General features: G+C 60.1%; 18 protein-coding genes. 10 read left to right on the top strand and 8 right to left on the bottom strand.

The features are described from left to right. Nucleotides 1–179 precede the first annotated feature (179 nt). The 6 genes from DWW51_RS09285 to DWW51_RS09310 all read right to left on the bottom strand — a co-directional run bounded on the left by DWW51_RS09285 (nucleotide 180) and on the right by DWW51_RS09310 (nucleotide 7,543). On the bottom strand, nucleotides 180–653 hold the full coding sequence (locus tag DWW51_RS09285; RefSeq protein ID WP_117774298.1) for a hypothetical protein: 474 nt from the start codon (nucleotides 651–653) through the stop codon (nucleotides 180–182). Between the two features lie 146 nt (nucleotides 654–799). After that, a complete protein-coding gene (locus tag DWW51_RS09290; RefSeq protein WP_006235337.1) occupies nucleotides 800–1,072 on the bottom strand; it encodes a metal-sensing transcriptional repressor in 273 nt (90 codons plus the stop codon). Between the two features lie 38 nt (nucleotides 1,073–1,110). Beyond that, entirely contained in the window at nucleotides 1,111–1,332 is a 222-nt protein-coding gene (locus DWW51_RS09295) for a heavy-metal-associated domain-containing protein (RefSeq protein WP_117774299.1), read from the bottom strand. Between the two features lie 147 nt (nucleotides 1,333–1,479). Beyond that, nucleotides 1,480–3,819 carry a cation-translocating P-type ATPase gene (locus tag DWW51_RS09300; protein ID WP_117774300.1) on the bottom strand — a complete coding sequence of 780 codons (2,340 nt, stop codon included), beginning with the start codon at nucleotides 3,817–3,819 and terminating at the stop codon, nucleotides 1,480–1,482. A 491-nt stretch (nucleotides 3,820–4,310) separates the two neighbouring features. Beyond that, nucleotides 4,311–6,395, bottom strand: a complete 2,085-nt coding sequence (locus DWW51_RS09305) for a DUF6273 domain-containing protein (RefSeq protein WP_197032241.1) — start codon at nucleotides 6,393–6,395, stop codon at nucleotides 4,311–4,313. A gap of 185 nt (nucleotides 6,396–6,580) precedes the next feature. After that, nucleotides 6,581–7,543, bottom strand: a complete 963-nt coding sequence (locus DWW51_RS09310) for an FHA domain-containing protein (RefSeq protein ID WP_117774302.1) — start codon at nucleotides 7,541–7,543, stop codon at nucleotides 6,581–6,583. 580 nt (nucleotides 7,544–8,123) lie between these two features. On the opposite strand from DWW51_RS09310, the gene DWW51_RS09315 reads away from it, so the two are divergent. The 8 genes from DWW51_RS09315 (at nucleotide 8,124) to DWW51_RS09350 (ending at nucleotide 18,774) form a co-directional block, all read left to right on the top strand. Beyond that, on the top strand, nucleotides 8,124–10,322 hold the full coding sequence (locus DWW51_RS09315; RefSeq protein ID WP_197032242.1) for a DEAD/DEAH box helicase: 2,199 nt from the start codon (nucleotides 8,124–8,126) through the stop codon (nucleotides 10,320–10,322). A 679-nt stretch (nucleotides 10,323–11,001) separates the two neighbouring features. Then, nucleotides 11,002–11,703, top strand: a complete 702-nt coding sequence (locus tag DWW51_RS09320; RefSeq protein WP_231501631.1) for a 4Fe-4S dicluster domain-containing protein — start codon at nucleotides 11,002–11,004, stop codon at nucleotides 11,701–11,703. Between the two features lie 280 nt (nucleotides 11,704–11,983). After that, on the top strand, nucleotides 11,984–12,496 hold the full coding sequence (locus tag DWW51_RS09325; protein WP_158559620.1) for a PTS glucose transporter subunit IIA: 513 nt from the start codon (nucleotides 11,984–11,986) through the stop codon (nucleotides 12,494–12,496). Between the two features lie 18 nt (nucleotides 12,497–12,514). Further along, on the top strand, nucleotides 12,515–13,369 hold the full coding sequence (locus DWW51_RS09330) for a PRD domain-containing protein (protein ID WP_117774311.1): 855 nt from the start codon (nucleotides 12,515–12,517) through the stop codon (nucleotides 13,367–13,369). A gap of 99 nt (nucleotides 13,370–13,468) precedes the next feature. Further along, entirely contained in the window at nucleotides 13,469–15,085 is a 1,617-nt protein-coding gene (locus DWW51_RS09335; protein ID WP_117774305.1) for a PTS transporter subunit EIIC, read from the top strand. Nucleotides 15,086–15,088: 3 nt separating this feature from the next. After that, complete coding sequence (locus DWW51_RS09340; protein WP_117774306.1) at nucleotides 15,089–16,471, top strand: 6-phospho-alpha-glucosidase; 1,383 nt, start codon at nucleotides 15,089–15,091, stop codon at nucleotides 16,469–16,471. Between the two features lie 1,101 nt (nucleotides 16,472–17,572). Next, a complete protein-coding gene (locus tag DWW51_RS09345; RefSeq protein WP_117583961.1) occupies nucleotides 17,573–17,773 on the top strand; it encodes a hypothetical protein in 201 nt (66 codons plus the stop codon). Between the two features lie 83 nt (nucleotides 17,774–17,856). Continuing rightward, nucleotides 17,857–18,774 carry a CPBP family intramembrane glutamic endopeptidase gene (locus DWW51_RS09350; protein ID WP_197032243.1) on the top strand — a complete coding sequence of 306 codons (918 nt, stop codon included), beginning with the start codon at nucleotides 17,857–17,859 and terminating at the stop codon, nucleotides 18,772–18,774. A 148-nt stretch (nucleotides 18,775–18,922) separates the two neighbouring features. Here DWW51_RS09350 and DWW51_RS09355 read toward each other — a convergent pair whose 3' ends face one another. After that, entirely contained in the window at nucleotides 18,923–21,064 is a 2,142-nt protein-coding gene (locus DWW51_RS09355) for a YgiQ family radical SAM protein (RefSeq protein ID WP_231501632.1), read from the bottom strand. 256 nt (nucleotides 21,065–21,320) lie between these two features. Here DWW51_RS09355 and DWW51_RS09360 point away from each other — a divergent pair, with 256 nt between their 5' ends. Beyond that, complete coding sequence (locus DWW51_RS09360) at nucleotides 21,321–22,037, top strand: YoaK family protein (RefSeq protein WP_089572184.1); 717 nt, start codon at nucleotides 21,321–21,323, stop codon at nucleotides 22,035–22,037. A 122-nt stretch (nucleotides 22,038–22,159) separates the two neighbouring features. Here DWW51_RS09360 and DWW51_RS09365 read toward each other — a convergent pair whose 3' ends face one another. Then, nucleotides 22,160–22,696, bottom strand: coding sequence for a hypothetical protein (locus tag DWW51_RS09365; RefSeq protein ID WP_147344077.1), 537 nt, complete (start codon nucleotides 22,694–22,696; stop codon nucleotides 22,160–22,162). Between the two features lie 415 nt (nucleotides 22,697–23,111). Between DWW51_RS09365 and fucO the strand changes: the two genes are divergently transcribed. Continuing rightward, the gene (fucO, locus tag DWW51_RS09370; RefSeq protein ID WP_117634860.1) at nucleotides 23,112–24,278 is read left to right on the top strand and encodes a lactaldehyde reductase; all 1,167 of its coding nucleotides are present in this window, start codon (nucleotides 23,112–23,114) and stop codon (nucleotides 24,276–24,278) included. Nucleotides 24,279–24,407: the final 129 nt, after the last annotated feature.

The following is a 24,407-nucleotide window of genomic DNA, read 5'->3' on the forward strand; positions in this document are numbered from 1 at the left end:
TTAATGGATGGAAACGGATGTTCTATCGGGACACACATTTTGTCCTATAAGCCAAAGGTGCAGCTCCGTTGCCGCATACAAAAAGCCGAGGTCTCAACACGAGGCCTCGGCTTTTTTATCGAACAAATACTTAAGATTTGGGACAAACAAACCTGATTAATTTATCCCGCGTGCGGGCGTTAGGAGCGGGTTTCCATCTTGGCGTGGCACTTGGGGCAGGTGACGCGGATCTTGCCTTTGCCCTTGGGGACGGAGAGCATCTGGCCGCAGTTGGGGCACTTGAGGTATGCCGTAGTTTTGCGGCCCTTCCACATCTTCTTGGCCGTGCGCTTGGCACGCTCAAAGTCTTCCTTGCTGGTGCCGGCTGCGCGTGAGGTGCTGGCCGCTGCAGCGCCGCCGCCCAAGCTGGCGACGAACTTGCCCAAGCCGGGAACATTGGCGGTCGTGGCGACAAAGGCCTCGTTCTCCTTGCGACGTGCATCGATATTTTTGGACAGGCCGCGCAGCACGCCAATCACGATTACGGCGATGGCAATCCAGCTGAGCCACTGGATGCGGGCTATCGATCCGATCATCGCGATGACGATGCCGGCAAAACCCATCACGATGGTGAGTTCATCGGCACCATTGCGGCCCTTCATAAAGTCATTCATGCAAATTGCCTTTCGTTCGATATGCTGCACGCCTTTATACCCGATTTAGAGCAAGGGGGACAGGTCAATCTGCACCAATGCGGTGCAAACGTGCCTGTCCCCGATACACCAAGATGGTGCAAAGCAGTCTGTCCCCAATGCCCCAATCACTTGGAGAGCTTGTCGACGACGCGTTCGATCTCGGCGAGCTTGGCGGCCTTGAGGTCTTCGTCGCCCGATTCGATTGCCGAAGTCACGCAGCCCTCGATATGCGCCTTGAGCACGTCGGCGTTGATGCGCGCAATGAGCGCCTGCGTTGCCATAAGCTGCGTGGAAATATCGACGCAGTAGCGGTCCTCCTCGACCATCCGCAGGATGCCGTCGATCTGACCGCGTGCCGTCTTGAGCATGCGGGTCACCGATTTATGGTCTGCCATCATGGCGGGTCCTCGTTTCTGGTCGGGGTGCGCGTGGGTTGTTACGCGGCGGTTACGGACAGGGCGTGGAACTTCTCGCCGGCGCCCTCGACGGCGGCGGCGAGCTGCTCGGCGGTCACGGTGTCGGCGCACTCCACCTGGACGGTCTGGGTCTCGTGATCGGCGTCGGCGTCGGTCACGCCGGCCACGTTGAGCAGTGCCGTCTCGACAGCAGCGTCGCAGTGGCCGCACATGAGGCCGGAAGTCTTGATTGTGTAACGCATGGGTATTCCTCTCTGTTGTGTCGGCTTTCCCAGGCACCCGACCTTGACCTTCAAGCCGTCGCTCGCGTACCAAAGTACGCGTCGCTCCTCTTTCAGGTCAATCTCTGGCACCTGGAAAACCCGTTCTAAATGGACGTAATAGTGAGCCTATTTTGCCACTTTAGGCTTAAAGGTTCGCAGGCGCAGCGCATTGCTTACGACGCACACGCTCGACAGGCTCATGGCCGCGGCGCCGAACATCGGCGAGAGCTGCCAACCGGTGAGGGGGAAGAACACGCCCGCCGCCAGCGGAATGCCGATGCCGTTGTAGAACAGTGCCCAGAACAGGTCCTGCTTGATGTTGCGGATCGTCGCGCGCGACAGCTCGATGGCGCGGGCGACGTCCATGAGGTCGCTGCGCATGAGCACCACATCTGCCCCTTCTTTGGCGATGTCGGCGCCGGTGCCAATCGCAAGGCCCACGTCGGCGCGCGCCAAGGCGGGGGAGTCGTTGATGCCGTCGCCCACCATGGCGACCTTGCCGCCCGCGTCCTGCAGCTCGCGCACATGGCGCTCCTTGTCGGCGGGGAGGACGTCGGCGATGACCTGTTCGCTGCTCAGCCCCACGCGGCGGGCGATTGCTTCGGCTGTCACGCGGTTGTCGCCGGTGAGCATGCGCACGTCGACGCCAAGCGAACGCAGTGCGGCGATGGCCTCGGCGCTCGTCTCTTTGACCTCGTCAGCCACGGCGATGGTACCGACAAGCTCGCTGTTCTTGGCAAAGAACAGCGGCGTCTTGCCTTCGGCGGCAAATTGCTCGACAAGACCCGCGGGCACGGTAACGCCCAGCTCGTTCATCAGGCGTACGTTGCCGGCGGCAATGGCGTTTTGCCCCTCGCGCGCCGTAACGCCTCGTCCGGGCACGGCGGCAAAGTCCTCGACCATGCGCGCGACGATCCCGCGTGTCTCGCACTCGGCCATAATCGCCTCGGCCAGCGGGTGCTCGCTTGAGCGCTCCAGCGCGGCGGCCAGCTTGAGCAGCGCCTTTTCGCTCATGGCGAGCGAGCCGTCGGCGCGCGTCGCAACCACGATGTCCGTCACGGAGGGCTTGCCGCGGGTGACCGTACCCGTCTTATCGAGCACCACAGTGCCCACGCTGCGCAGGTTCTCCAGCGCCTCGGCGCTCTTGAACAGAATGCCCATCTCGGCGCCCTTGCCGGTGCCCACCATAATGGCGACAGGCGTGGCCAAGCCCAGTGCGCACGGGCAGCTGATCACCAGCACGGCCACGGCGGAGGTGAGCGCCTCGTTTATGTTGCCGGTCAGTGCCATCCACGCCGCAAAGGTCACGGCCGAGATCGCAAACACCACGGGCACAAACACGCCGGCGACCTTATCGGCCATACGGGCGATGGGCGCCTTGGTGGCGTTGGCGTCCTCGACGAGCTGGATAATCTTGGCGATCGATGTCTCGGCACCCACACGCGTGGCGCGGAAGGTAAACGAGCCGGTGCGGTTGACGGTGGCGGCGTTGACGGTGTCGCCGGCGGCCTTTTCCACGGGGATGGACTCGCCGGTGAGCGCGCTCTCGTCCACGGCCGAGCTGCCCTCGAGCACCACGCCATCGACGGGAATGGACTCGCCGGGGCGCACGCGCAGGACCTGGCCGGGAAGGATGCTGTCGACGTCGACGGTGGTCTCGGTGCCGTCGTCGGCAACGACGGTCGCGGTCTTGGGCGCCAAGTCGATGAGCGCCTCGATGGCGCCGCCGGTCTTGGATTTGCTGCGCGTTTCGAGGTATTTGCCCACGGTGACGAGCGACAGAATTGTACCGGCGCTCTCAAAGTACAGGTTGCTCATACCCGTCATCATGGCCTCGTGCACCTGACCTGTGGCCAGCTGGTCGGCCATGATAAACATGGCATAGAGCGACCAGGCGATCGACGCGGTGGCGCCGACGGCGATGAGAGCGTCCATGGTCGGCGCGCCGTGCGCGAGCGATTTAAACCCGTTGATAAAGTACGCGTCGTTGACATAGACGATGGGGATAAGCAGGACGAGCTCGGTGAGGGCGAGCGTCATGCTGTGGGTATGGTCGGTGAAAATGCCGGGCAGCGGCCAGCCAAGCATGTGCCCCATGCCTATGTAGAACAGTGGGATGAGGAATACGATCGAGACGATGAGACGAGTGCGCATGGCAGAGGCGGCGGCCTCCAGTTTTTTGGTGGGCGACTCCATATGGGCGGCGCCGGACCTGGCTTGCGTACTGCCGCTTTGGGCGGCGTCGGTGCCCGTGCTGACGGGTGAGGCCGAGTAGCCAGCGCGATCGACGGCGGTGCAGATGTCGTCGGGGGTGACCTGCGCGGGGTCATAGTCGACCATCATGGAGCCGGCGAGCAGATTGACCGCGACGCTCTCGACGCCGTCGAGCTTGCTCACGGCGCGGTCTACGTGCGCCTGGCAAGCGGCGCATATCATGCCGCCCACGTCGAACTTATCTTGAGCCATGGCTTCTCCTTTCTGTGACGTAGTGTCGGAAATGTTAACCAACCGATACTATACACCCATACCCCCTGGGGGTGTCTAGTAATAGTTGGAATGTATGACTTTTCATTACGGATGAGGGCGGCTGCTCAATCGTTGGCAGTCCCTGCCAAACATCTCAATCTGTAACGTCTGGACCGGTTTTTGAACCATAGCTGTTACAGATTTAGACAAACAGTTGACGGGAAACTTAATGTCTCAATCTGTAACATCTAGCAGCAAATATGACCTCTAACTGTTACAGATCGAGACAGAGCGTCCGCGGTCAACTCAAATGTCTTGATCTGTAACATCTAGAGAGTTTTTTGACCCCTTACTGTTACAGATTGAGATGTTGTCTCGCGGGGTTGGGTTTTGTCTCGTTCTGTAACATCTAGATCTGTATCTGCCGAGCTAGTGTTACAGAACGAGACAATTGCCGGGGAGGGGTCCCGTCACGGCAAGACGCCCGCTCCCTAGATGCAGAACCCGGGGATCACGCAGGTTCGCTTGCTTGGCTTTTCCGCAGGCGTTGCGTACGTAAAGACGTCGCCGTCGTGCCCCACGCGGTTCATATAGAGCGTGCCTTCGCTCTCCGATGTGTCGGGGCTCACCGTGCGCTCCCACCAACAAGTGTCCTTGCCCTTCCACTGGCGGACCATCGTCTCGTTCGTGGAATACGGGCTCACCTTGAGCTCGCGGAAGAGTTGGTACTCCTTGCCCTCGCCGTTGTAGATGTCTGCCAGGTAGTGATAGTCCTCGGCAAACGAATCGGGCGGTTGCGTACCGCACAGCTCGACCATGGCGGGCAGCCAAAGGGTTGCGGGCAACTCGCTCAGACACGATGCACTGTTGGCGGCGCCAACGTTATTTGAGATCTTTTTGACGGATTTGATGAGTGCGCGCAACTCGTTGGGCAGCAGCTTAAGGCCGTCGCCGTTGAGCCATTCCCGCAGCTCGCAATCTGCCCAGCCGGCGCTCGGCGGTTCAGCCGCAGCATCGCGCTCGGCAATACCCGCATCGAACATAAACGTCAGTCCGGCCTTGCCTGTACCGTCCAGAAGTTCGTCGTGGCGGATGCCCACAAGCTGAGCGCCGACCTCCAGCCCGTTGGCGAGCTTCACACGCTTGGTGCACGGATAGGGGATATGCCCATCAGCGTCGAGCAGGTGGTAGCGCTTGGCAATCTCGCGTGCCTCGCTACGGGTCTCGGCGGCCTTAATCTTGAGCGAAATCTCCTGCAGCTGGTCCCAAGTGTAGTCGTCAAGCGAACCGCGGATGCCGTCCAGGTAGTCGGGGATGCCAAAGCCATGGGTTGCCGCGCCAACGACGCCGAGCCCCGCAACGACCGCAACGACGCCGCCGATAATAAAGCGACGGCGGGTCATGGCGTCGTGCCGGGCCTGCTCCAGGATCTCTCGCGCGCGCTCGCCGGCGACGTCGACCTTAAGGTGCGTGCCAGAATCGATATCAATTGCGGCCTCGTCTCCTGCACCCTCGCGGTCCTCAGATTCTGCAGCGGGGAGGTATGTCGAGAGCACCTCGAGCATCTGCTGCTCGGTAGGGCGATCGCCCTGTTCGACCGAAATGCCTTTCATGATGATCTGGACAAGCGCTTTGTCGCCCTCGCAGCGCGGCTCGAGCGGCGCCGGCTTGGTCTTGGTCTTTATGAGGTAGAACGAGCCGGTCGCCGCGGCACCCGTCGACTCAACATCGAACGGCTTGCGACCGCTGTAGAGCTGGTACAGAATGCTCGAAAGCGCATAGACGTCGATCGCGGGCGAGCGGCGAAGGGCCGCGATGCCTTCGATATCCTGCGTGAGCATTTCGGGCGCGGCGTATGCGGGCGTGGCAAAGCGCCAGATGTCGGCGCGCCGGGTGATCGTGTCGTCGCCGAGGGCCATGGTCGCGGAGCCCATGTCGATGAGGCAGGGGTCAAAGGAGCAATCGGCAATCTGCTGCTCGAGCGTTCGGCTGGTGGTGCGGAACATGATATTGGCAGGCGACAGGTCGCGATGGATGACCGGATTCACAAGGCCTTGGGTCATCAAGAGCGCGCGAAGCACGGCGTTTCCGACGGCGGCGACCATCTGGGTGGTCAGCCCGCCCGAGGCGTCGTGCGGAAGCAAGGGCAGCGCCTGTTTGAGCGAGGTGCCCTCGACCCACTCCATGAGGATAAGCGGGTCGTCCTCGCACGATCCGTAGCCATAGACGCGCGGAAATCCGCGCAGGTGCGAGACGGTACACAGATGACGGTACTCCTCGAACAGTGCGGCGGTGTTGGCCAGGTGCGCGGCCGATTGCTCGGCGGAGCGGTCGGGGGCTTGGTCGGAAAGGATGGCGTTGTCCTTGAGTAGCTTGACGGCAAAGACCTCGCCGCTCGTGTTGGTCGCGCGCAGCACGTGCCCGATGTTGCCGTTGTTGCGGTGGGCCGTCTGGAGAATAAGCGTCATAAACCGACGCTTGGCGTCGTCCTCGGCGCTGGGGTCGACCGCCACGGCGGTGTCGAACGTGTCAAGACGGATGAGTTTGTCGCCATAGGCGCTATCGGTAGTATCCATGGCGCTCCTTTGTCTGGCATGGGTTGCCGCGCGTATGCGTGAGCACGTATACGTGAGCAGTGCGGATATCGGTAAAGTACCATGATAGCCGCACTGCCCACGTATACCGCTGAGCATTGTCGTTTACGACGCAGAAGGTAGAAGACGAAAGACGGACGGCGACCGTCTTTCGATCACCGCCCGCGCTAATCCACAATGACAAGGAATGTCGTGTAGAGACCCAGATGGAGCCTGTCGCTGTTTTCGATTTCAACCGGGGGATAGATCTTGCCGGGCTCGCGTTGGTCGCGCGGCGGCTCAATCACAATATCGCCGTCGCCTGCACCCGATTCGAGCACTGTGCCGTTGGTCGACCCAAGGCCCTGGGCGTACCAGCGTCCGCCTTCGAGCCAAATGCGGAGATGCTCGCGCGATGCGTCGGCGCCTACATCGGTGATGCTGGGCGAGGTTTTGGGCAAGGACCCAATTACCGTGCCGCGCGGGTCACGCGTAAGGGGGTGGATCTGCATGTCAACGCAGTTGTCGGCATGTGTCCTGAGCAGACCGAGGTTGGGGGCGACGGTGCGCGGCTGCTCCAGGCTGCCAGTAAAGCCACGTCCGACGGTAGTTTCGGTGGTGCCAAAGTGCCCGCCTGTCTTGCTGTCGCAAAAGCGCTCGACGGTAGCCACGCCTTGGATGGGGTCGGCGAGCGCCCCCGTTGCCACAAAGAGCATAAGGTAAAGCGTACTCTTCTCGCGCACGGCATTGCCGTCAAAGTTGTCGATGTGATTGAGGGCATTTGCATATAGGCGGCTGTCCAACTTGTAGCTGGCGAGAGCCGACATCATTTCGTTGGCGGCCGGGCCGCGATAGTGCTCGGCGATTGCCTGATAGGCGGACTCGCCGCCGCCGAGCTTGCTGCAGATTGCCGCGGAAAGATTGAGCGTGGTGACGGCAAAGTCGCTGTAGATGGCGGGCGCGCACTGGTCAGGCTCGCGATGGACGATGTAACGGGTGAGATACGAGCGGTTGGAAGAGCATTTCTCGAGCAGGGTACTGCCGAGATAAGAGTTTCCATTGATGAGCATTCGGGCGATCTCGAGATGTTTAAGACCGCCGAACGAGCGAATATCGTTATAGAGGACCGAGCAAGGCGTCTCTGCTGCCACGGATACCTCCTTTGATTGCTTCCTAGCCAATATGGCGATAGGAATTAATGGCCCCCGGTGGGCGACGTATTAAATGGCTGCGCAATATGTAGCGTAACCAAAGCAACATTATAGGCCACATGTTCGAAATTGCAGGAAGAGCGAGAGATTTGGTTTGGACTGGACGGAAATCCCCCTCTGTCTTGATCTATAACAATTGGGACCGATTTTGCTCCGTAACTGTTACAGATTGAGACGTTTGTGAACCGTGCCGACCGTTTGTCTCGATCCGTAACATGTAGACCCGGTTTTGCTCCGTAATTGTTACAGATTGAGACAATCGGTCCGGGCCCGCCCCGTCATCTGTGGTTTACGTGGGGGCATGCGAAGCGCGGGTATACTAACCGGCGGCGAATCTGCTCCATCGCTTAGGGCCGCTGCGTCTGGACGGCGCGTGATAGGGCTGCCAAAGCGATCGCCAGCGTGCTGAGCAACGTCCTCTCTGTGCGCACCTGTTTTTGTATGTATTAGCGCACTACCAAGCACGCTCGCGCGGCCGCATGCCGTGCCCATAACGCGTGCAGATAAGGAACAACAACATATGCGTAATTCTGTATCCGACGTCACGGACGCCGAGATTCTGGACGAGGCCCGCGAGGCCATGACCCAGGCTGCCTTCGATGCTGCCGACGAGGCCAGCGCCGCCGAGACCGTTGAGTCCGCGACCAAGAGCCTGCCTGCCTTTGACGAGCTGGGACTTTCGGACGAGATGCTCCGTGCTATCGAGAACCTGGGCTACACGGCGCCCACGCCCGTGCAGGCTGGCTCGATTCCCGTTGTGCTCGAGGGCCGCGACCTGCTTGCCGCCGCTCAGACCGGCACCGGCAAGACGGCCGCCTTCTTGCTGCCGACCATGAACAATCTGGAGCACATTGCTCCGCCCAAGCCCGTGCGCGAGCGTGGCGGCCGCAACCGCCGTCGCGGTGCCAAGAAGCCCGAGGGCAACGGCCGCGGCCCCGTGATGCTCGTCATCACCCCCACGCGTGAGCTCGCACAGCAGATCGACGAGGTTGCCAGTAAGATTGCCGACGTCACCGGCCATGTCGCCGTGACCGTCGTGGGCGGCGTGAGCTACAAGCCGCAGACCGCGGCGCTCAAGTACGGCTGCGACATCCTGGTCGCCACGCCGGGTCGTTTGGTCGATCTGATCGAGCAGGGCGCTTGCCACCTGGACGAGGTCAAGGTGCTGGTGCTCGACGAGGCCGACCGCATGCTCGACATGGGCTTTTTGCCCGCCGTCCGCCGCATTGTGCGCGAGACGCCGGCCGAGCGCCAGACGCTGCTGTTCTCGGCCACGCTCGACGAGGAGGCCGTGGGCGAGATCACCGACCTGGTGAGCGACCCGGCCCGCGTGGAGATCGCGCCTGCCACGTCGACTGCCGACACCGTCGACCAGTTTGTGTTCCCGGTGTCCATCGAGGCCAAGAACAACCTGCTGCCCGAGTTCCTCAAAAAGGAGGGCCCGGAGCGCACTATCGTCTTTATGCGTACCAAGCACCGCGCCGACAGCTGCTGCCGTCGTCTGGAGCGTAAGGGCATCAAGGCCGCCGCGATTCACGGCAACCGCAGCCAGGCCCAGCGCGAGCGCGCGCTTTCGGCCTTCCGCGACGGCACCGTCGACGTACTGGTGGCAACCGATGTCCTCGCCCGCGGCATCGACATCAGCGACGTGCGCTACGTCGTGAACTTTGACGTGCCGGCCGAGCCGACCGACTACATCCACCGCATTGGCCGCACGGGTCGTGCCGGCGAGCTGGGCTGGGCCATCACGTTCGTGACCGAGCAGGATGTCGATGAGTTCTACGAGATCGAGAAGCTCATGGACAAGACGGCCGACATCTACGGGGCCGGCGACCTGCATGTGGGTCCCAACCCGCCCGCGGTTGACCCCGAGCGCGACCCTGCCGCCTTTAAGGTGAAGAAGAAGACCAAGCGCGGCAAGTCCAAGAGCAAGAAGAAGCTTGAGCAGGCGCGTCGCGACGGCAAGCGCAACGGCGACGATTACGGCGATGTTGCCGGTCGTTCCAACCGCGGTCGCGACGAGCGCCGCAGCGACGGCGAGCGTCCGGGCCGTCCCAAGCGCGGCGGCAAGACCCGCGTGCGCGAGGGCGTTCAGGCTCGCGTGGACGAGGCTGTGGAGAGCGTGGCCCGCGAGGTAGCTGCCGAGGAGCGCGGGGGTGCTGCTGCCGTCGAGCAGACCCCACGCGGCAACCGTGCCGAGCGCCGTGCCAAGCAGTTCCAGGGCGAGGCGCATCGCCGTCGCCGCGAGGACGAGGACCGTGGTGGCCGTCGTCGTGTTGAGCGCGAGGACGAGGGCCGCGGTTCGCGCGGCGGCAAGCGCGGCTCGGGTGACCGTCGTCGTTCCGGTCGCAATGACGAGCGCAGTGGCCGTGGCGGCGAAGGCCGTGGTTCGCGTGACGAGCGCGGCGTCCGTGGCGGCGAGCGTCGCGAGGGTGCTCGTGGCAACGGTGGCCGCAGCGGCGCCGGTCGTTCGAATGAGTCGCGCGATCGTCGCGACCCGCGTGCCAGCCGCGATCGTCGCGATGATTGGCGCAACTACGACGACACCCGCGAGGAGCGCCGTGGCGGCTACCGCGGCGGGCGTGGTGACAACCAGGCCGGTTCCCGCGGCGGTCGCGCCGGCGGTCGCGATAACCGTGGCAGCTATGGTAACAATCGTGGCGGCAATCGCGGCGGCAGCTCCCGTCGTCCCGGCGACGGCGGCGGCAAGCGCAGATAACATACGCATCGCACGCTAGCGTGAGACAAACAAAAGGGCCCGAGCAAACAACGCTCGGGCCCTTTTGTTTACCGTGTCCATCGCTAATCCAAACGCGATTTTCTCGGGAATGCATCTGGGGGATGCCGAGGACCTATTTTCTGTCATGCGGCAATGGGTCCCATGGGGTGCGTCGTGCATTTTTTGGAGTATTCAGCAGCTCTAGTTGGTTGCATACGATTCGGTATTGCCAACGGCGGCCTTCGGATATCCCTAGCGAGCGTTCCGAGTCAGATTTCGCCGTTTTCCGGAGCAGGGGCGCGTCATTCTCGCCATGTCGGGACTTAGAATGATACGGCGCCCTACAGTTTTGCCCACCCGCGGCGGTGCTGGCGCGGTCACGTTGCAGAATACTCCGTTTTTTGCACGGGCCAGGATGGGGTAACTCAGGAGAACACGGCGGTATCCCGTAAATATATACAATCTGTACCGTAATTAATACAAAACGAAGAGGCAGACAGCGTAGGGTGGGTGCATTGGGGTGTTTGGTGCACCAAAACGTGGATCCCACGTACCGTATACTCTGGCTGGATGTGAAAACGGCTTGACGCGTCGCCAGGCGTAGGGGGAGGGTGCCTCGATGGACGTATTCGAAATTGTGTTTAGTCCGACGGGTGGAACGCGGAAGGTGTCTGGCCTTGTGGCCGGGGCGCTGGACAAAAATACCGTTACCGTCGATCTGACCGATAGCGGGCTAGATTTCAGCGCCGTCTCGATGACTGAGGACGACGTGGCCGTAATCTCTGTGCCGGCGTATGCCGGTAGAATCCCGGCTGTGGTGGCTGACCGGTTGGGCATAGTGCGCGGCAACGGGGCTCGGACTGTTTTGGTTTGTGTATACGGAAACCGCGCGTTTGAGGACACGCTCGTAGAGTTGGAGGACGTTGCGAAGCGCGCCGGATTTAGGGTGGTCGCAGCGGTTTCTGCTATTGCTGAGCATTCCGTTGCTCGTCAGTTTGCTGCCGGTCGTCCGGATGCGCAGGATGCGGCGCAGCTCGCAGAGTTTGCGCAACAAATTCAGCAAAAGCTGTTGGCTGAGGATGCGTCCGAGCCCTCTATCCCCGGCAATCGTCCTTATAAACAAGCTGGAGGTCGCCGTATGGCACCCGAGGCAACAGAGGAATGCGTCTCCTGCGGTGCATGCGCCGCGGCGTGTCCCGTTTGTGCTATCGACAAGGGCGACCCCAAGCGAGCAGCTGACGAGGCGTGCATCTCCTGCATGCGCTGCATCGCCGTATGCCCGCGAGGCGCTCGCGAGCTTGATCCCAACGAGCTATCCGCTGTTTCCCAGATGCTGAGCAAGGTTTGCGTCGTGCGGAAGGAATGCGAGCTCTTCATCTAACGCATGCGAAATTGCTGCAAGGAGTGTCCCTGGGTGCCGGCGGGAAAGGAACGTCCCTAAGTGCCGCCTAAATACCGTTTATCGAAGAAAAAATACCGTTCGCCGGTCATAATGATTGTTCCGGCTTTGGGCTTGTCTACAATAATTCGCGTAAAAAGAAATGCGGAAGGTTACCGAGTCCCTCGGACGTGGGCCTAACCAAAGTCTTTGAACGGGTGCGTCTCTATGGATGCATTCGCTTGATTTTGGTTGGGCTATATTTATGAAGGGACATGCCACCATGGGTTTCTTTTCTCGCCTGATGGGCGGTTCGGATGAGCAGAAGACTGCAGCTTCCGAGTTCGAAATCCTCGCTCCCGTTTCCGGCGAGCTTGTTCATCTAGAAAATACCAATGACCCCGCTTTTAGCAGCCGTGCCGTGGGCGATGGCGTTGCCGTGGTTCCCCAAGAGGGAACGGTGTGCGCTCCTGTTTCCGGCACCGTCGCGGCGCTGTTTCCGACTGAGCACGCGCTGGGCATCATGTCCGACGACAGCTCTGCTCAGGTGATGCTGCATATCGGAATCGACACTGTTAAACTTGAGGGCAAGGGCTTCCATGCGCTTGTTGCTCAGGGTGACCATGTCGACGCGGGCCAGCCCCTCGTCGAGGTCGATTTCGAGGCGGTTCGCGCCGCTGGCTTCGACCCCACGGTCTTCGTTATCGTGTGCGAGCGTTCGGAGAACTCGACTCTTCGTGAGCATGCTTCCGGCCCTGTTGCTGTTAAAGAGCCTGTCGTCTGGCTTTCCGAGTAAATTCTTGTGGTGGGTACCGTGGTTATCAAGCGAGTTTTCAACAATAACGTCGCAATGGTCACTTCGGACGATGGCTCCGAGCTCATCGTCATCGGCCGAGGCCTCTGCTTTGGCCGCCATGCCGGCGACGCTATCGACGAGGCGTCGGTCGAAAAGACCTATGCGCTGCAGGAGGGAACTTCTCAGGATTCGCGTACGATTGACCGCTTGGCACATCTTTTGGAGTCCATCCCCACCGTCAACCTCGTGATTTCCGAGGACATCGTTCAGATGCTCCGTCGAGAGCTCAATGTTGATATCAAAGACAAGATTCTCATTGCTCTCGCAGACCATATCAGCCTTGCTTTGGAGCGCGAGCGCAAAGGCGTTCCCTGCGAGAACCCGCTGCTGCTCGAGATCCAGCAGTTCTATCGCAAGGAGTACGCGCTTGCGGGCCGTGCGCTGCAGATTATCAAGGAGTATATGGGCATCCAGATGAGCGAAGAAGAGCAGGGTTTTATTACGCTGCATATCGTCAACGCCACCATGTCGCAGCGCTCTGACCGTCTGATTGTTTCGGTCCAGCTTGTTCGCGACGTGCTCGCGATTGTTTCCGAGCACTATGCCACGACCCTTGACGTCACCTCGTTGCCGTACGAACGTTTCGTTCGCCATTTGCAGTTTTTTGCGCAGCGAGCGCTCGATCCCGCGGCGGGGCAGGTCAATGGCGACGCGCTGTTCCGTATCGATGAAACGGCGTATCCGAGGGCGTTCTCGTGTGCGGAGTCAATTGCCGACCACTTGGCGTCTACCTATAACGTTGTCGTTACCGATGCCGAGAAGAGTTATCTCGCATATCACATTGTTAACCTGCTTGGAGAACCTGGTCTCTAGGCATAACGTGCCCACACATCGATTGATATAAGGCAAGGCTCACGGTCTTGTCTAGGGCACACCTATCTCAATTTGCGGAAAAGGAAGGGGAGTACCGCTATGACCGCAAAAAAGAAGTTCAATTTCAAAGCGCCGTTGGAGGTGTTCGCGAAGTCGATCGTTCAGCCGATGATGTATCTCTCGGTTGCCGGCATCCTGCTCATCGTGGGCATCATTCTGACCAACAAGACCATCTGCGCCGTGGTCCCCGTGCTGGGCTCCGGCCCGTTCCAGCTTGTGGGCGCCGTTGTCTATCAGTCGCTGATGTTTATCATCAACAACCTCTCGATTCTGTTCTGCGTGGGCATCGCCGGCGCCATGGCAAAGAAGAACAAGGGCCATGCTTCGCTGATCGCCCTGATGTCGTTCTTCCTGTTCCTGCAGGCTAACAACATCGTGCTCAACGCCACCGGCTCTCTTGCCGAAGCGAGCGGCATGCTCGGCCTTACCGGAACCGGCCAGGCCACCGTTATGGGCATTCAGGTGCTCGATACCGGCGTGTTCGGCGGCATCATTCTTGGTTGCATCACTGGTGCTGTGTTCAACAAGTACTCGAACAAGCAGTTCCCCATTGCCCTTTCGATGTTCTCGGGCGTTCGCTTCCCGTTCCTGATCATGATCATCATCTCCTGGATCATGGGCGCTGGCTTCTGCATCGTTTGGCCTCCGGTTCAGGGCGCCATCTCCTCCGTTGCCGGCATCATTAAGGAGTCGGGCAACATCGGTCTGTTTATCTACGGCATGCTCAACAAGCTGCTCGTTCCCACCGGTCTGCACCACCTCATCTACACCCCGTTCCAGTTCTCCGATGTGGGTGGCACCCTTACGCTGGGTGATCAGGTTATCGCCGGCGCCTATCCCATCCGTGTTGCCGAGATGGCAATGACGGGCCAGCCCTTCTCCGATAGCACGTATTTCAACAGCTACACCTTCAACAACCTGTGGCCCTACATCGGTATCGGTCTCGCCTTTATCTTCACCGCTTACAAGGGGAACAAGGATAAGACCAAGGCCGTTATCATCCCGCTGATCATCACCGCCGTGCTCTCCTGTGTCACCGAGCCCATGGACTTCCTCTTTGTCTTTGCCGCTCCCGTGCTCTTTGTCGTTCACTCGGTTCTTTCCGGCATCTTCCTGGTCCTGCTCAAGGTCCTCTCCGTGCCCGCTTCGACTGCAGGCGGCATCATCAACATCGTGGTTTCCAACCTGGTTCTTGGTGTCGATAAGACCAACTGGCCGATGATGCTCGTGCTCGGAGTCGTCAACGCCGCGCTGTACTTCTTCCTCTTCACCTTCCTTATTAAGAAGCTCAACCTCCACACGCCTGGTCGCGAGGAGGAGTCCGAGCTCGCCGAGTCCGTTGCCGAGGGCGAGGCCGCCGCGTCTGTCGCGGTGAAGCAGGGCGCTGTTGCCGCAGCTCCCGCAGAGGGCGTCGATGCAGGTATTGCCGACCTGGTCGCAGGTCTTGGCGGCAAGGACAACATCGAGGAGCTCGAGAACTGCTTTACGCGTCTCCGCGTGAACGTTAAGAACCCGGACCTCATCGATGAGAGCCTCATCAACCACGTGCCCAACAGCGGCATCAACCGCAACGGCAACAATATCCAGATCATCTTTGGCATGAAGGTTGCCGAGATGCGCGACAAGGTCGAAAACGCAATTGAGAAGGAGCAGTAAACAATGATCATTACTCTGTGTGGTGGCGGATCCACCTTTACCCCCGGCATCGTCAAGTCCATCGCTCTGCGCAAGGACGAGCTCGACGTTGACGAGATTCGTCTGTACGACATCAACGAGGAGCGCCAGCGCAAGATCGGCGTGCTCGTGGACTGGATTCTGCACGAGGACCTCGGCCTGGACATCAAGCTCACGGTGACCACCGACAAGGAGACTGCCTTTACGGATGCCAGCTTCGTGTTTGCCCAGATGCGCGTGGGCGGCTACGCCATGCGCGAGCAGGACGAGAAGATTCCGCTGCGTCACGGCTGCGTGGGCCAGGAGACCTGCGGTTGCGGCGGCCTTGCCTACGGCATGCGCACCATCTTCCCCATGGTCGAGCTGATCGATGACGTTGAGAAGTACGCTAAGAAGGACTACTGGATTCTCAACTACTCCAACCCTGCTGCCATCGTGTCCGAGGGCTGCCGCGTGCTGCGTCCCAACGCTCGCATCATCAACATCTGCGACATGCCGATCGCGATCATCGACGTGGTTTGCGCCGCACTCGATATCGACAAGAAGGATGTCGAGTACGATTACTTTGGCCTCAACCACTTTGGTTGGTTCACCTCGATCCGCCACAAGGGCGAGGAGGTGCTCCCGCAGCTGCGCGAGTACATCAAGGAGCATGAGATTCTGCTGCCCGACTCCTACCTCAAGGGCATGGGCTCGCTCATGGCAAAGAAGCCCGAGGAGGCCACTGACGAGCACCCCGAGCAGAACCGCCACACCAAGGGCAGCTGGTACTACGTCTGGAAGGGCGAGTACGAGATCATGGAGTGCTTCCCGGAGTACCTGCCCAACACGTATCTGAACTACTACCTGCAGCAGAAGGAGTTCGTCGAGCATTCCAACCCCGAGCGCACCCGTGCGAATGAGGTTGAGGAGACGCGTGAGAAGAACCTCTTTGATGGTATCGATCACTACGAGAAGACGGGCGAGATCGACGAGAGCACGTTCTATGCGGGCAGCCACGGCGACTGGATTGCCGACCTGGCCATCGCTCTGAAGAACGACACCAAGCAGCGCTTCCTGGTCATTTGCGAGAACAAGGGCGCTATTCCCAACATGCCCTACGACGCTATGGTCGAGCTGCCTGCCTACATTGGCAAGAACGGCCCCGAGGTCATCAGCCGCGACAACATTCCGCTGTTCCAGCAGGGCCTCATGATGCAGCAGCTGAACTCCGAGAAGCTCGTGGTCGAGGCCACGATCGAGGGTTCGTACGAGAAGGCACTCAAGGCCTTTACGCTCAACAAGACCGTGCCTTCGATGAAGGTCGCCAAGGAAGTTCTCGACGACATGATCGAGGCCAACAAGGGTTACTGGCCCGAGCTTAGCTAGAGCTAGAAGGCCGCTGGCGCAAAAGAGTCACTGACGGCACAATTTGAACAATGCCCCGTTCACGTATTTGCGTGGGCGGGGCATTGCCGTTTTGCGCAAAGGGTTGATATGGGGGATGGGCTATCCGACATCGGCGCAGGGCATGAGGTTTTCTGCTGACGCGCGGTGGCTGAAGTGCCCGGGTGGACACGTCCGGGATTCCGTCCCACTGCTTGGCGTCCTTGCCGCCATCTGGCTCCCACGTTCGCATACTTTTGGATGCGAGCGTGTTTTTAACGGCACGCACGGGTCCCCCGGGGCGCGCCGTGCATTTTCGGGAGTTTTCAGCAAGCCGGGGTGGCTGCATACGCGCCGGAAGCGTCTATTCGATCTCGCGGGATCCCCCGACGGGCAACTTGGGCTGGCGGACGGGGTCCGCCGCTGCGATAGCGCGCGTTTCGCGTCGCGCCGTGCCCCAAAACGACGCCGATCGCGCGGCATCCACGATTCGCGGCGCCGCCGGCGGGGGCCGCGATGCTGAAAACTCCGGTTTTTGCACGGTCCAAGCGGGGGTACGTTGGGACGGGGAGGGGTGTCCCCGTCTTTTTATGCATGTTGCAAGTAAAATTATGCAGGACATAGGGCACCATGCGACGGATACCCAGATTGGGCGCGCCATGCGCCGACGTTCGTCGCGCCCCTTCCACGTCGTACGCGAATCAAAAGGTGAGGGCGGTTATGGGCGTGCTGGCGGCCCTGTGGCGGCGGGGTTGCAGCGGAGCTTGCGCTTGCCGTGGTCGACCGGGCGCCGTGGGCGCCGGCGCTCGACGGCCGTATGCTGTTGCTTGCCACGCACGATGTCGCCGATGCTCAGGCTCTCGATATCTCGGACATCATCACGCTCTAAATACTGACTCAACAACAAAATGATTCGTTTTCCTCCGTCCCCATGGGGTCGGCTGTGGTATTCTATCTGCGGGGTAATACTTAGGAATACCAAGTAATACCAACGCCGCAGAAACAAACTCCGGATGCGGGCCAATCGGGTTGCCTTCACAGCCCGTCGCCCAGCCGCGTGGCCCGCATCTATCCGCACTACCGTCGTTTCAAAAAGGAAGCGCCATGGCAGAACACATGACCCCTGTAGTCGCGAAGGTCTTGCCCGAGGAGAAGGCAGCCTTCGCGGCGGCAACCCAGCTCGTGGGTACCACGCCGTCCAACGCCATTCGCATGTTTATCGCTGCGTTCAATCGCTGCGGCACCTTCCCGTTCGACATCTCGCCCAACGGGGCTTTTGGCACTGCGCCCGATTCTCATCAATAAGTGATCCGTTTTCCTCCGTCCCCATGGGATCAGCTCTCTGCCGAGTTGTGGCAGAACTAGGGAACGGTTTTGAGGAGGTTGGCATGCTCAATGCGATGATTTGGGCGCTTGCCTGTTTTGGCGTTGTCGCGGCAGATATTGCCCTGAGCGCGGTTCTGTTTTCAGTTCTCGATGCCGTGTCGGTGCTGACGGGCTATCCGATCGACAATCTCGATATCCAATGGTTCCAGGCTGCCGCGCAGATGGCGTCGTTTTTGATGGCGCTGCTGTGGTGGCGTTATCTGTGGCCGCGCTCGTTTATGGCGCGCTGGCAGGGCGAGCGCCCGCTTGGCGGGGGAGCGCGTGGGGCGTGGAAACGCATCACCTGCGTTATCGTGATCGGCCTGGCCCTGCAGGTGGTCGTTGGCTACGTGACCGACGCCGTGCTGTCGCTATTGCCCGAGGCGGCGGCCGATTACAGTGAACTTGTCGAGGAAACGGGCATGGGCGACACGAGCTACCTGGCTGTCCTGACCACGGTGCTCGGCGCTCCGTTTTGCGAGGAGTTGCTGGTGCGCGGCATCATCTTTGAGTTTTCGCTCCGAGCGTTTAATCCGCAGTGCCGCCCACTTTGGAAGCGCCGGCGCCGCGCGAACGCGCAAGACGGCGCCATAGTGCCCTGGGCGGCCCCGAGCACCTGGGGCGTTGCCGCGGCGATTGCGCTGCAAGCGGCAATCTTCGGTTTTATGCACATGAATTGGGTGCAGGGTTGCTACGCGGGTGCCGCCGGCCTCATCTTTGGTTGGGTGCTCGTGACGACCGGAAAGCTCCGCTACGCGATCTTGCTGCACTTTGTCTTTAACGCCGGGTCGTATCTCATGACGTTGCTCTGGTTTGTGAACATGCCGCTCGACGTGGCGGTCACGGTTGCCATCGCCGGCTTCGTACTGGTAGAGGCAATGCGCTCGCTCAGGCAGCTGTGCCAGACAGATCGTCCTCGCCAGCAAGCATCAATCCCTTAAGGGCCAACGTTGATAAAAACAAATCTGCCGTGATTCCCCTAAGGAAAACACGGCTAGGTGCGTCTGAGCGTGTTCCCACTAGGGAAATCACGCTTGAGCGATGAAGAGACGCTGGCTGGCCAAGAGACGCCGGCTGGCCCTCGTCGCGCTAGTTGCGTCTGCCACCGCCGTTAGCGCCCTGGCGCCCCTGCGCCGCACGATTGCGGCCGGCAGTGTTCTGTGCGCGCGACATGCCGCCGTGGCCCTTGCTACCCTTAGGCCCCTTGCCGGCGGCGCCACCGTGGGCCTTGCCGCCCTTCTTGCCGGTGCCATGCCCACCGCCAGCAGACGTCTCGCCCGGGCGCGGCGGCACGGGGCGGATTAGACAATGCTTGGTGTAGCCAATCAGATCGCGGCGGCCGGCTTTTTCCAGCGCCTCGCGCACGAGCTTGTAGTTCTCGGGTTTGCGATACTGGATGAGCGCACGCTGCATGGCCTTTTCGTGCGGGTCGCGCGCCACATAGATCGGCTGCATGGTACGCGGATCTACGCCGGTGTAGTACATGCACGTCGACATGGTGGACGGCGTGGGGTAGAAGTCCTGCACCTGCTCGGGCATATAGCCCATGTCGCGTACGGCCTCGGCAAGGTCCACGGCTTCCTTCATGGTTGAACCGGGGTGGCTCGAGATCAGATACGGCACCACATACTGCTTGAGTCCGTATTCGCGGTTCAAGCGTTCAAATTTACGGCAGAACGCGTCGTAGACGGCGCGGCTCGGCTTGCCCATCACGGACAGCACCGCGTCGCTCACGTGCTCGGGTGCTACGCGCAGCTGGCCCGAGACGTGATGCTCCAGCAGCTCGCGCAAAAACTCGTCCGAGGCATCGGCCATGGTGTAGTCGAAGCGGATGCCGCTGCGCACGAAGACCTTTTTGACGCCCGGCAGCTGGCGCAGGTCGCGCAGCAGCTGCGTGTAGCCGCTCTCGTCGACCACCATGTTCTTGCACACGCTCGGCCACAGGCAGCGCTTGTTCTTGCACACGCCGTGCTTGAGCTGCTTGTCGCAGGCAGGACGGCTAAAGTTGGCCGTCGGTCCGCCCACGTCGTTGATATAGCCCTTAAACTCGGGATCGCGTGTGAGCAGCTCGGCCTCGCGCATGATCGAGTCGTGGCTTCGCATCTGCAGCACGCGGCCCTGGTGAAAGGTGAGGGCGCAAAACGAGCACTCGCCAAAACAGCCGCGATTGGAGCTAATGGAAAACTTGATTTCGGCAAAGGCCGGCACGCCGCCTGCTGCGTCGTAGTCGGGATGCCAATCGCGTGCGTAGGGGAGTTCTGCCACCTCGTCCATCTCATCGGTGGTGAGTGTTGCCGACGGCGGGTTCTGCACCACATAGACGCTGTTGGGGTAGGGCTCTACCAGGCGATGTCCGGTGATGGGGTCCATATTCTGCTGCTGCACGTTAAAGCTGCGCGCGTAGTTGAGCTTGTCGGCGGAAAGGTCGTCCCAGCTGGGCAGCAGGTCGTAGTCGTAGACCTCGTCGAGCGAACCCGTGCGGTAAACGGTGCCGTTGATATAAGTGATCTGATCGATGGGCAGCCCCGCGTCGAGCGCGTCGGCGATCTCGACAATCGCGTGCTCGCCCATGCCGTAGATGAGGATGTCGGCGCCCGAGTCGAGCAGTACCGAGCGCTTGAGCTTGTCCTGCCAGTAGTCGTAGTGGGCCAGGCGGCGCAGACTCGCCTCGATGCCGCCGATAATGATGGGAGCGTCCTTGAACGTCTGGCGGATGAGGTTGCCGTAGACCGTGACGGCACGGTTGGGACGGCGCCCCTCCTCGCCACCAGGGGTATAGGCGTCGGTGTGGCGGCGGTGCTTGGTCACCGAATAGTGGTTGACCATGGAGTCCATGTTGCCGGCGCTGACGAGAAAGCCCAGGCGCGGCTCGCCAAGCACGGTGATGCTGGCGGGGTCGGTCCAGTCGGGCTGGCAGATGATGCCCACCTTGTAGCCGTGCGCGTCGAGGACGCGGCTGACGATGGCCATACCAAAGCTGGGATGGTCCACGTAGGCGTCGCCGCAGATGTAGACAAAGTCGCACTGGTCCCAGCCGCGCGCATCCATGTCGGCGCGGCTGACGGGGAGGAACTTATCGCGGCCCGGTCGCCAGGGGCGGGCGGGCGTCGCTTGGGAATGCTTGGTGCGGGCGACTGTGGCCTGCGCTTTGCCGCCGCGCTTTTGCTGCTGGTCCTGTTTGCCCTGCTGTCCGCGTTGGCTGTTCTGAGCGTGCTGAGGCTTTTTTGCCACGATCCCTCCCGGTGTCTGTATGCTGCACGTAATTGTAACCAGTCTTTTTGGGACGGGGCTAAAAAGACTGGTGGAGTACACGAGGCGTCGGGCGTCGGGTATGGCGCCGCGCCCGCCGTTTGTTTCCAGACTGTGTATCTGCGCGTTGGGGAGCCCGTCTCGCGCGCACGCCATGTTGTCAATGGGTTACAGTATGAACGGCGGCTATGTCTCCGCCAACGCACGAGAGGGTCGTCAACAAGGAGGCCGCACGACGATGCAGCGTGCCAAGCAGATATCGGAGTCCATCGAGCTGGGCATCATTCTGGCGCTCGCCGGTGGCTTTATGGACGTGTATTCGTACATTGGGCGCGATCATGTTTTCGCCAACGCGCAGACAGGCAACATCTTGTTGGTGGGCGTGAGCATCTCGGAGGGTAATTGGGCGCTCGCGGGACGTTATTTCTTCCCCGTGGTGTCGTTTGCCGTGGGCATTATGCTTGCCGACCTGGTACACGAGCGTTTTGGCAGCGTGATTCACTGGCGCCAGGTGACGGTGTTTTTTGAAGCCGTTATCTTGCTGGGCGTGAGCTTTATCCCGGGCGGCGATTTCAACCTGCTCGCCAACTGCCTTACTTCGTTTGCCTGCGGTATGCAGGTCGAGAGTTTCCGCAAGATTCATGGACACGGCATCGCCACGACCATGTGTATCGGCAACCTCCGTAATGCCTTGCAAAACGTGGACGACTACATCATTACCCACAAGCGCGGCTTTTTGGAAAACGGCCTGCTGTACTTTGGCGTGATCTTTACCTTTGTGTTTGGCGCCGTGTTGGGCAACTGGTGTATTGAGCGCATGGGCCTGCACGCCATCGTCGTGGCGAGCGTGCTGCTGTTTGTCGCGTTTGCCATCATGTTTATCGACCGCGAGCGCGACTTGCGTTTTCGCTGGAAGGTTGCGGCAGAGGCTTGGAAAGAGGGCTGTCGAAAGTAACCGAATGCGGCAAAGAGACAGCCCCTTTGCCGCAATATTTTTCATCTCTATGTAGTACAGCTTCAGGAGCCAGAAAAAAACTATCTAGCTCCTGAATGTTGTTACGAACTGCTTTTTGCAATTTATTCGAGATGCTCTTCAATCCGAGCCCTCAGAAGGGCAATGGCTGTGGGTATTCCAATTGCGGCGGCTAATTCGGCTTTATCCAAAACCTGTATGTTAAAGCACGATTGTTTATCACATTGAAGGACGTTAACTGAAGATAGCTTCACTTCCCGTTGACTGAATATATCGTAATCTCCAGATAGGAAGTTACCTTTTATTGTGTAATTCGGTATGTTCGTTACGCACTTCATCTCAAGTCTGTTTAGGCCATAATCGAACACCGCAACTTCCTTGTGTTCGATGATGAGCGCAACCCTGGGCATGTTACTAAAACCACCGTCGACGACAGTAAAGAGCTTTTCATTTGCATCGTCATAAACGGTGTATTTAAGACTCAATAGCTGTCCTAGTGGACCCGTGAACCCATGTCTTTTGATGTTGAGGTTGTCTCCCGCTGGGTTGACGAGAGCCAGAGCATGCGGATAAGGGTTACCTTCAATTGAGATTCGATATTCGTTTGTAGCCGTCTTGCTCGATTTAGGACCAGTAGCCATCACGCGTCATCGCCTCGATCGAATTGGAACCGTCTTCTGCTTCGTGCGGAGAATTACGCTGTATGTTGCAGTACATGCAGCTGCAATAACCGCATGGGCAATTTCTAACAAAATGAATGACACTATTTGCTGCATGCATATTAATTACTATAAAGTATCCTTTTATAAACGTATTGTCAAACATATATTGTTAAAACAGAAACAATTTATAGACTGAGTCGGTCGTATTCTTTGGGCAATTGCTCCTATAATCTAGCCTTCGCTGCAGTCGGGAGGGAAGGACTGGGGCTCCGTTATTATGTTGAAACGCTTTAACACTTTTGACGTTCTCATGCATTTTTTGTTTCAAAAGCGTTAGGATGGGACTCATAGCGTGGGGCGTAATGGGTGCCCCGCACACGATGGGAGGCTATCAATGGCTAATCGTTTCGTTCTCAACACCATTTCTTATCATGGTTCCGGCGCCATCAAGGAGATCCCCGGTGAGCTCCAGCGTCGCGGCTACAAGAAGATCTTCGTCTGCTCCGACCCCGATCTGGTTAAGTTTGGCGTTACCGCTAAGGTGACCGACGAGCTCGACGCCGCCGGCATCGCTTGGAGCCTCTACTCCGAGATTAAGCCCAACCCCACTATCCAGAACGTCAAGGACGGCGTCGAGGCCTTCAAGGCCGCCGAGGCTGACGCTATCGTGACCATTGGCGGCGGCTCCTCCATGGACACCGCCAAGGCTATCGGCATCATCATCAACAACCCCGAGTTCGCCGATGTCCGCAGCCTCGAGGGCGTTGCTCCGACTAAGAACCACGCTGTGTTCACCATCGCCGTGCCGACGACCGCCGGTACTGCCGCCGAGGTGACCATCAACTACGTTATCACCGACCCCGAGAAGGTCCGCAAGTTCGTGTGCGTCGATACCAACGACGCCCCCGAGGTCGCCGTCGTCGACCCCGACATGATGGCTTCCATGCCCGCCGGCCTGACCGCTTCCACCGGCATGGACGCTCTGACCCACGCCATCGAGGGCTACACCACCAAGGGTGCTTGGGAGCTCTCCGACATGTTCCACTTTGAGGCTATTAAGCTGATCAGCGAGAACCTGCGCGACTCCGTCGCCGAGGCCAAGTCCGGCCAGCCCGGCTCCGGCCGCGAGGGCATGGCTCTTGGCCAGTATGTCGCCGGCATGGGCTTCTCCAACGTTGGCCTGGGCATCGACCACGCCATGGCTCACACCCTGTCCGCTCACTACGACACCCCGCACGGCGTCGCTTGCGCCATGCTGCTGCCGATCGCCATGGAGTTCAACAAGCCGGTTTGCGCCGAGCGCCTGGCCAAGGTTGCCGTTGCCATGGGTGTTGACACCACGGGCATGAGCACCGATGAGGCCGCCGACGCCGCCATCGCCGCCGTCAAGCAGCTCTCTGCCGACGTGAACATCCCGCACGTCTGCGAGGCCATGAAGGCCGACGAGATCGAGGTCTTGGCCAAGGACGCCATGGCCGACGCCTGCTTCCCGGGCAACCCGCGCGAGGCGACGCTCGACGACGTTATCGAGCTCTTCAAGAAGATCTGCCCGGCTGAGTAAATCACTCCCGTCGGCGGTCCCGGGTCTCCCTCCGGGCGCGTCCTCGGACATGCAAAAGGCCCCGCTGCGCGCGTTGTGAACTGCGTCCCAAATCTTGGACGCCCTAAATAGCGACTAGGCCGCGAGGGC

The organism is Collinsella sp. AF15-51, from assembly GCF_003462845.1.
GTDB lineage: Bacteria > Actinomycetota > Coriobacteriia > Coriobacteriales > Coriobacteriaceae > Collinsella.

Excerpts from the sequence above, each read along its gene's own strand:
- DWW51_RS09290 (WP_006235337.1), bottom strand. The coding sequence starts at position 1,072 with ATGATGGCAGACCATAAATCGGTGACCCGCATGCTCAAGACGGCACGC.
- DWW51_RS09340 (WP_117774306.1), top strand. The coding sequence starts at position 15,089 with ATGATCATTACTCTGTGTGGTGGCGGATCCACCTTTACCCCCGGCATC.
- DWW51_RS09305 (WP_197032241.1), bottom strand. The coding sequence starts at position 6,395 with ATGGATACTACCGATAGCGCCTATGGCGACAAACTCATCCGTCTTGAC.
- DWW51_RS09300 (WP_117774300.1), bottom strand. The coding sequence starts at position 3,819 with ATGGCTCAAGATAAGTTCGACGTGGGCGGCATGATATGCGCCGCTTGC.
- DWW51_RS09335 (WP_117774305.1), top strand. The coding sequence starts at position 13,469 with ATGACCGCAAAAAAGAAGTTCAATTTCAAAGCGCCGTTGGAGGTGTTC.
- fucO (WP_117634860.1), top strand. The coding sequence starts at position 23,112 with ATGGCTAATCGTTTCGTTCTCAACACCATTTCTTATCATGGTTCCGGC.
- DWW51_RS09325 (WP_158559620.1), top strand. The coding sequence starts at position 11,984 with ATGGGTTTCTTTTCTCGCCTGATGGGCGGTTCGGATGAGCAGAAGACT.
- DWW51_RS09315 (WP_197032242.1), top strand. The coding sequence starts at position 8,124 with ATGCGTAATTCTGTATCCGACGTCACGGACGCCGAGATTCTGGACGAG.
- DWW51_RS09350 (WP_197032243.1), top strand. The coding sequence starts at position 17,857 with ATGCTCAATGCGATGATTTGGGCGCTTGCCTGTTTTGGCGTTGTCGCG.
- DWW51_RS09345 (WP_117583961.1), top strand. The coding sequence starts at position 17,573 with ATGGCAGAACACATGACCCCTGTAGTCGCGAAGGTCTTGCCCGAGGAG.
- DWW51_RS09295 (WP_117774299.1), bottom strand. The coding sequence starts at position 1,332 with ATGCGTTACACAATCAAGACTTCCGGCCTCATGTGCGGCCACTGCGAC.
- DWW51_RS09360 (WP_089572184.1), top strand. The coding sequence starts at position 21,321 with ATGCAGCGTGCCAAGCAGATATCGGAGTCCATCGAGCTGGGCATCATT.
- DWW51_RS09365 (WP_147344077.1), bottom strand. The coding sequence starts at position 22,696 with ATGGCTACTGGTCCTAAATCGAGCAAGACGGCTACAAACGAATATCGA.
- DWW51_RS09285 (WP_117774298.1), bottom strand. The coding sequence starts at position 653 with ATGAATGACTTTATGAAGGGCCGCAATGGTGCCGATGAACTCACCATC.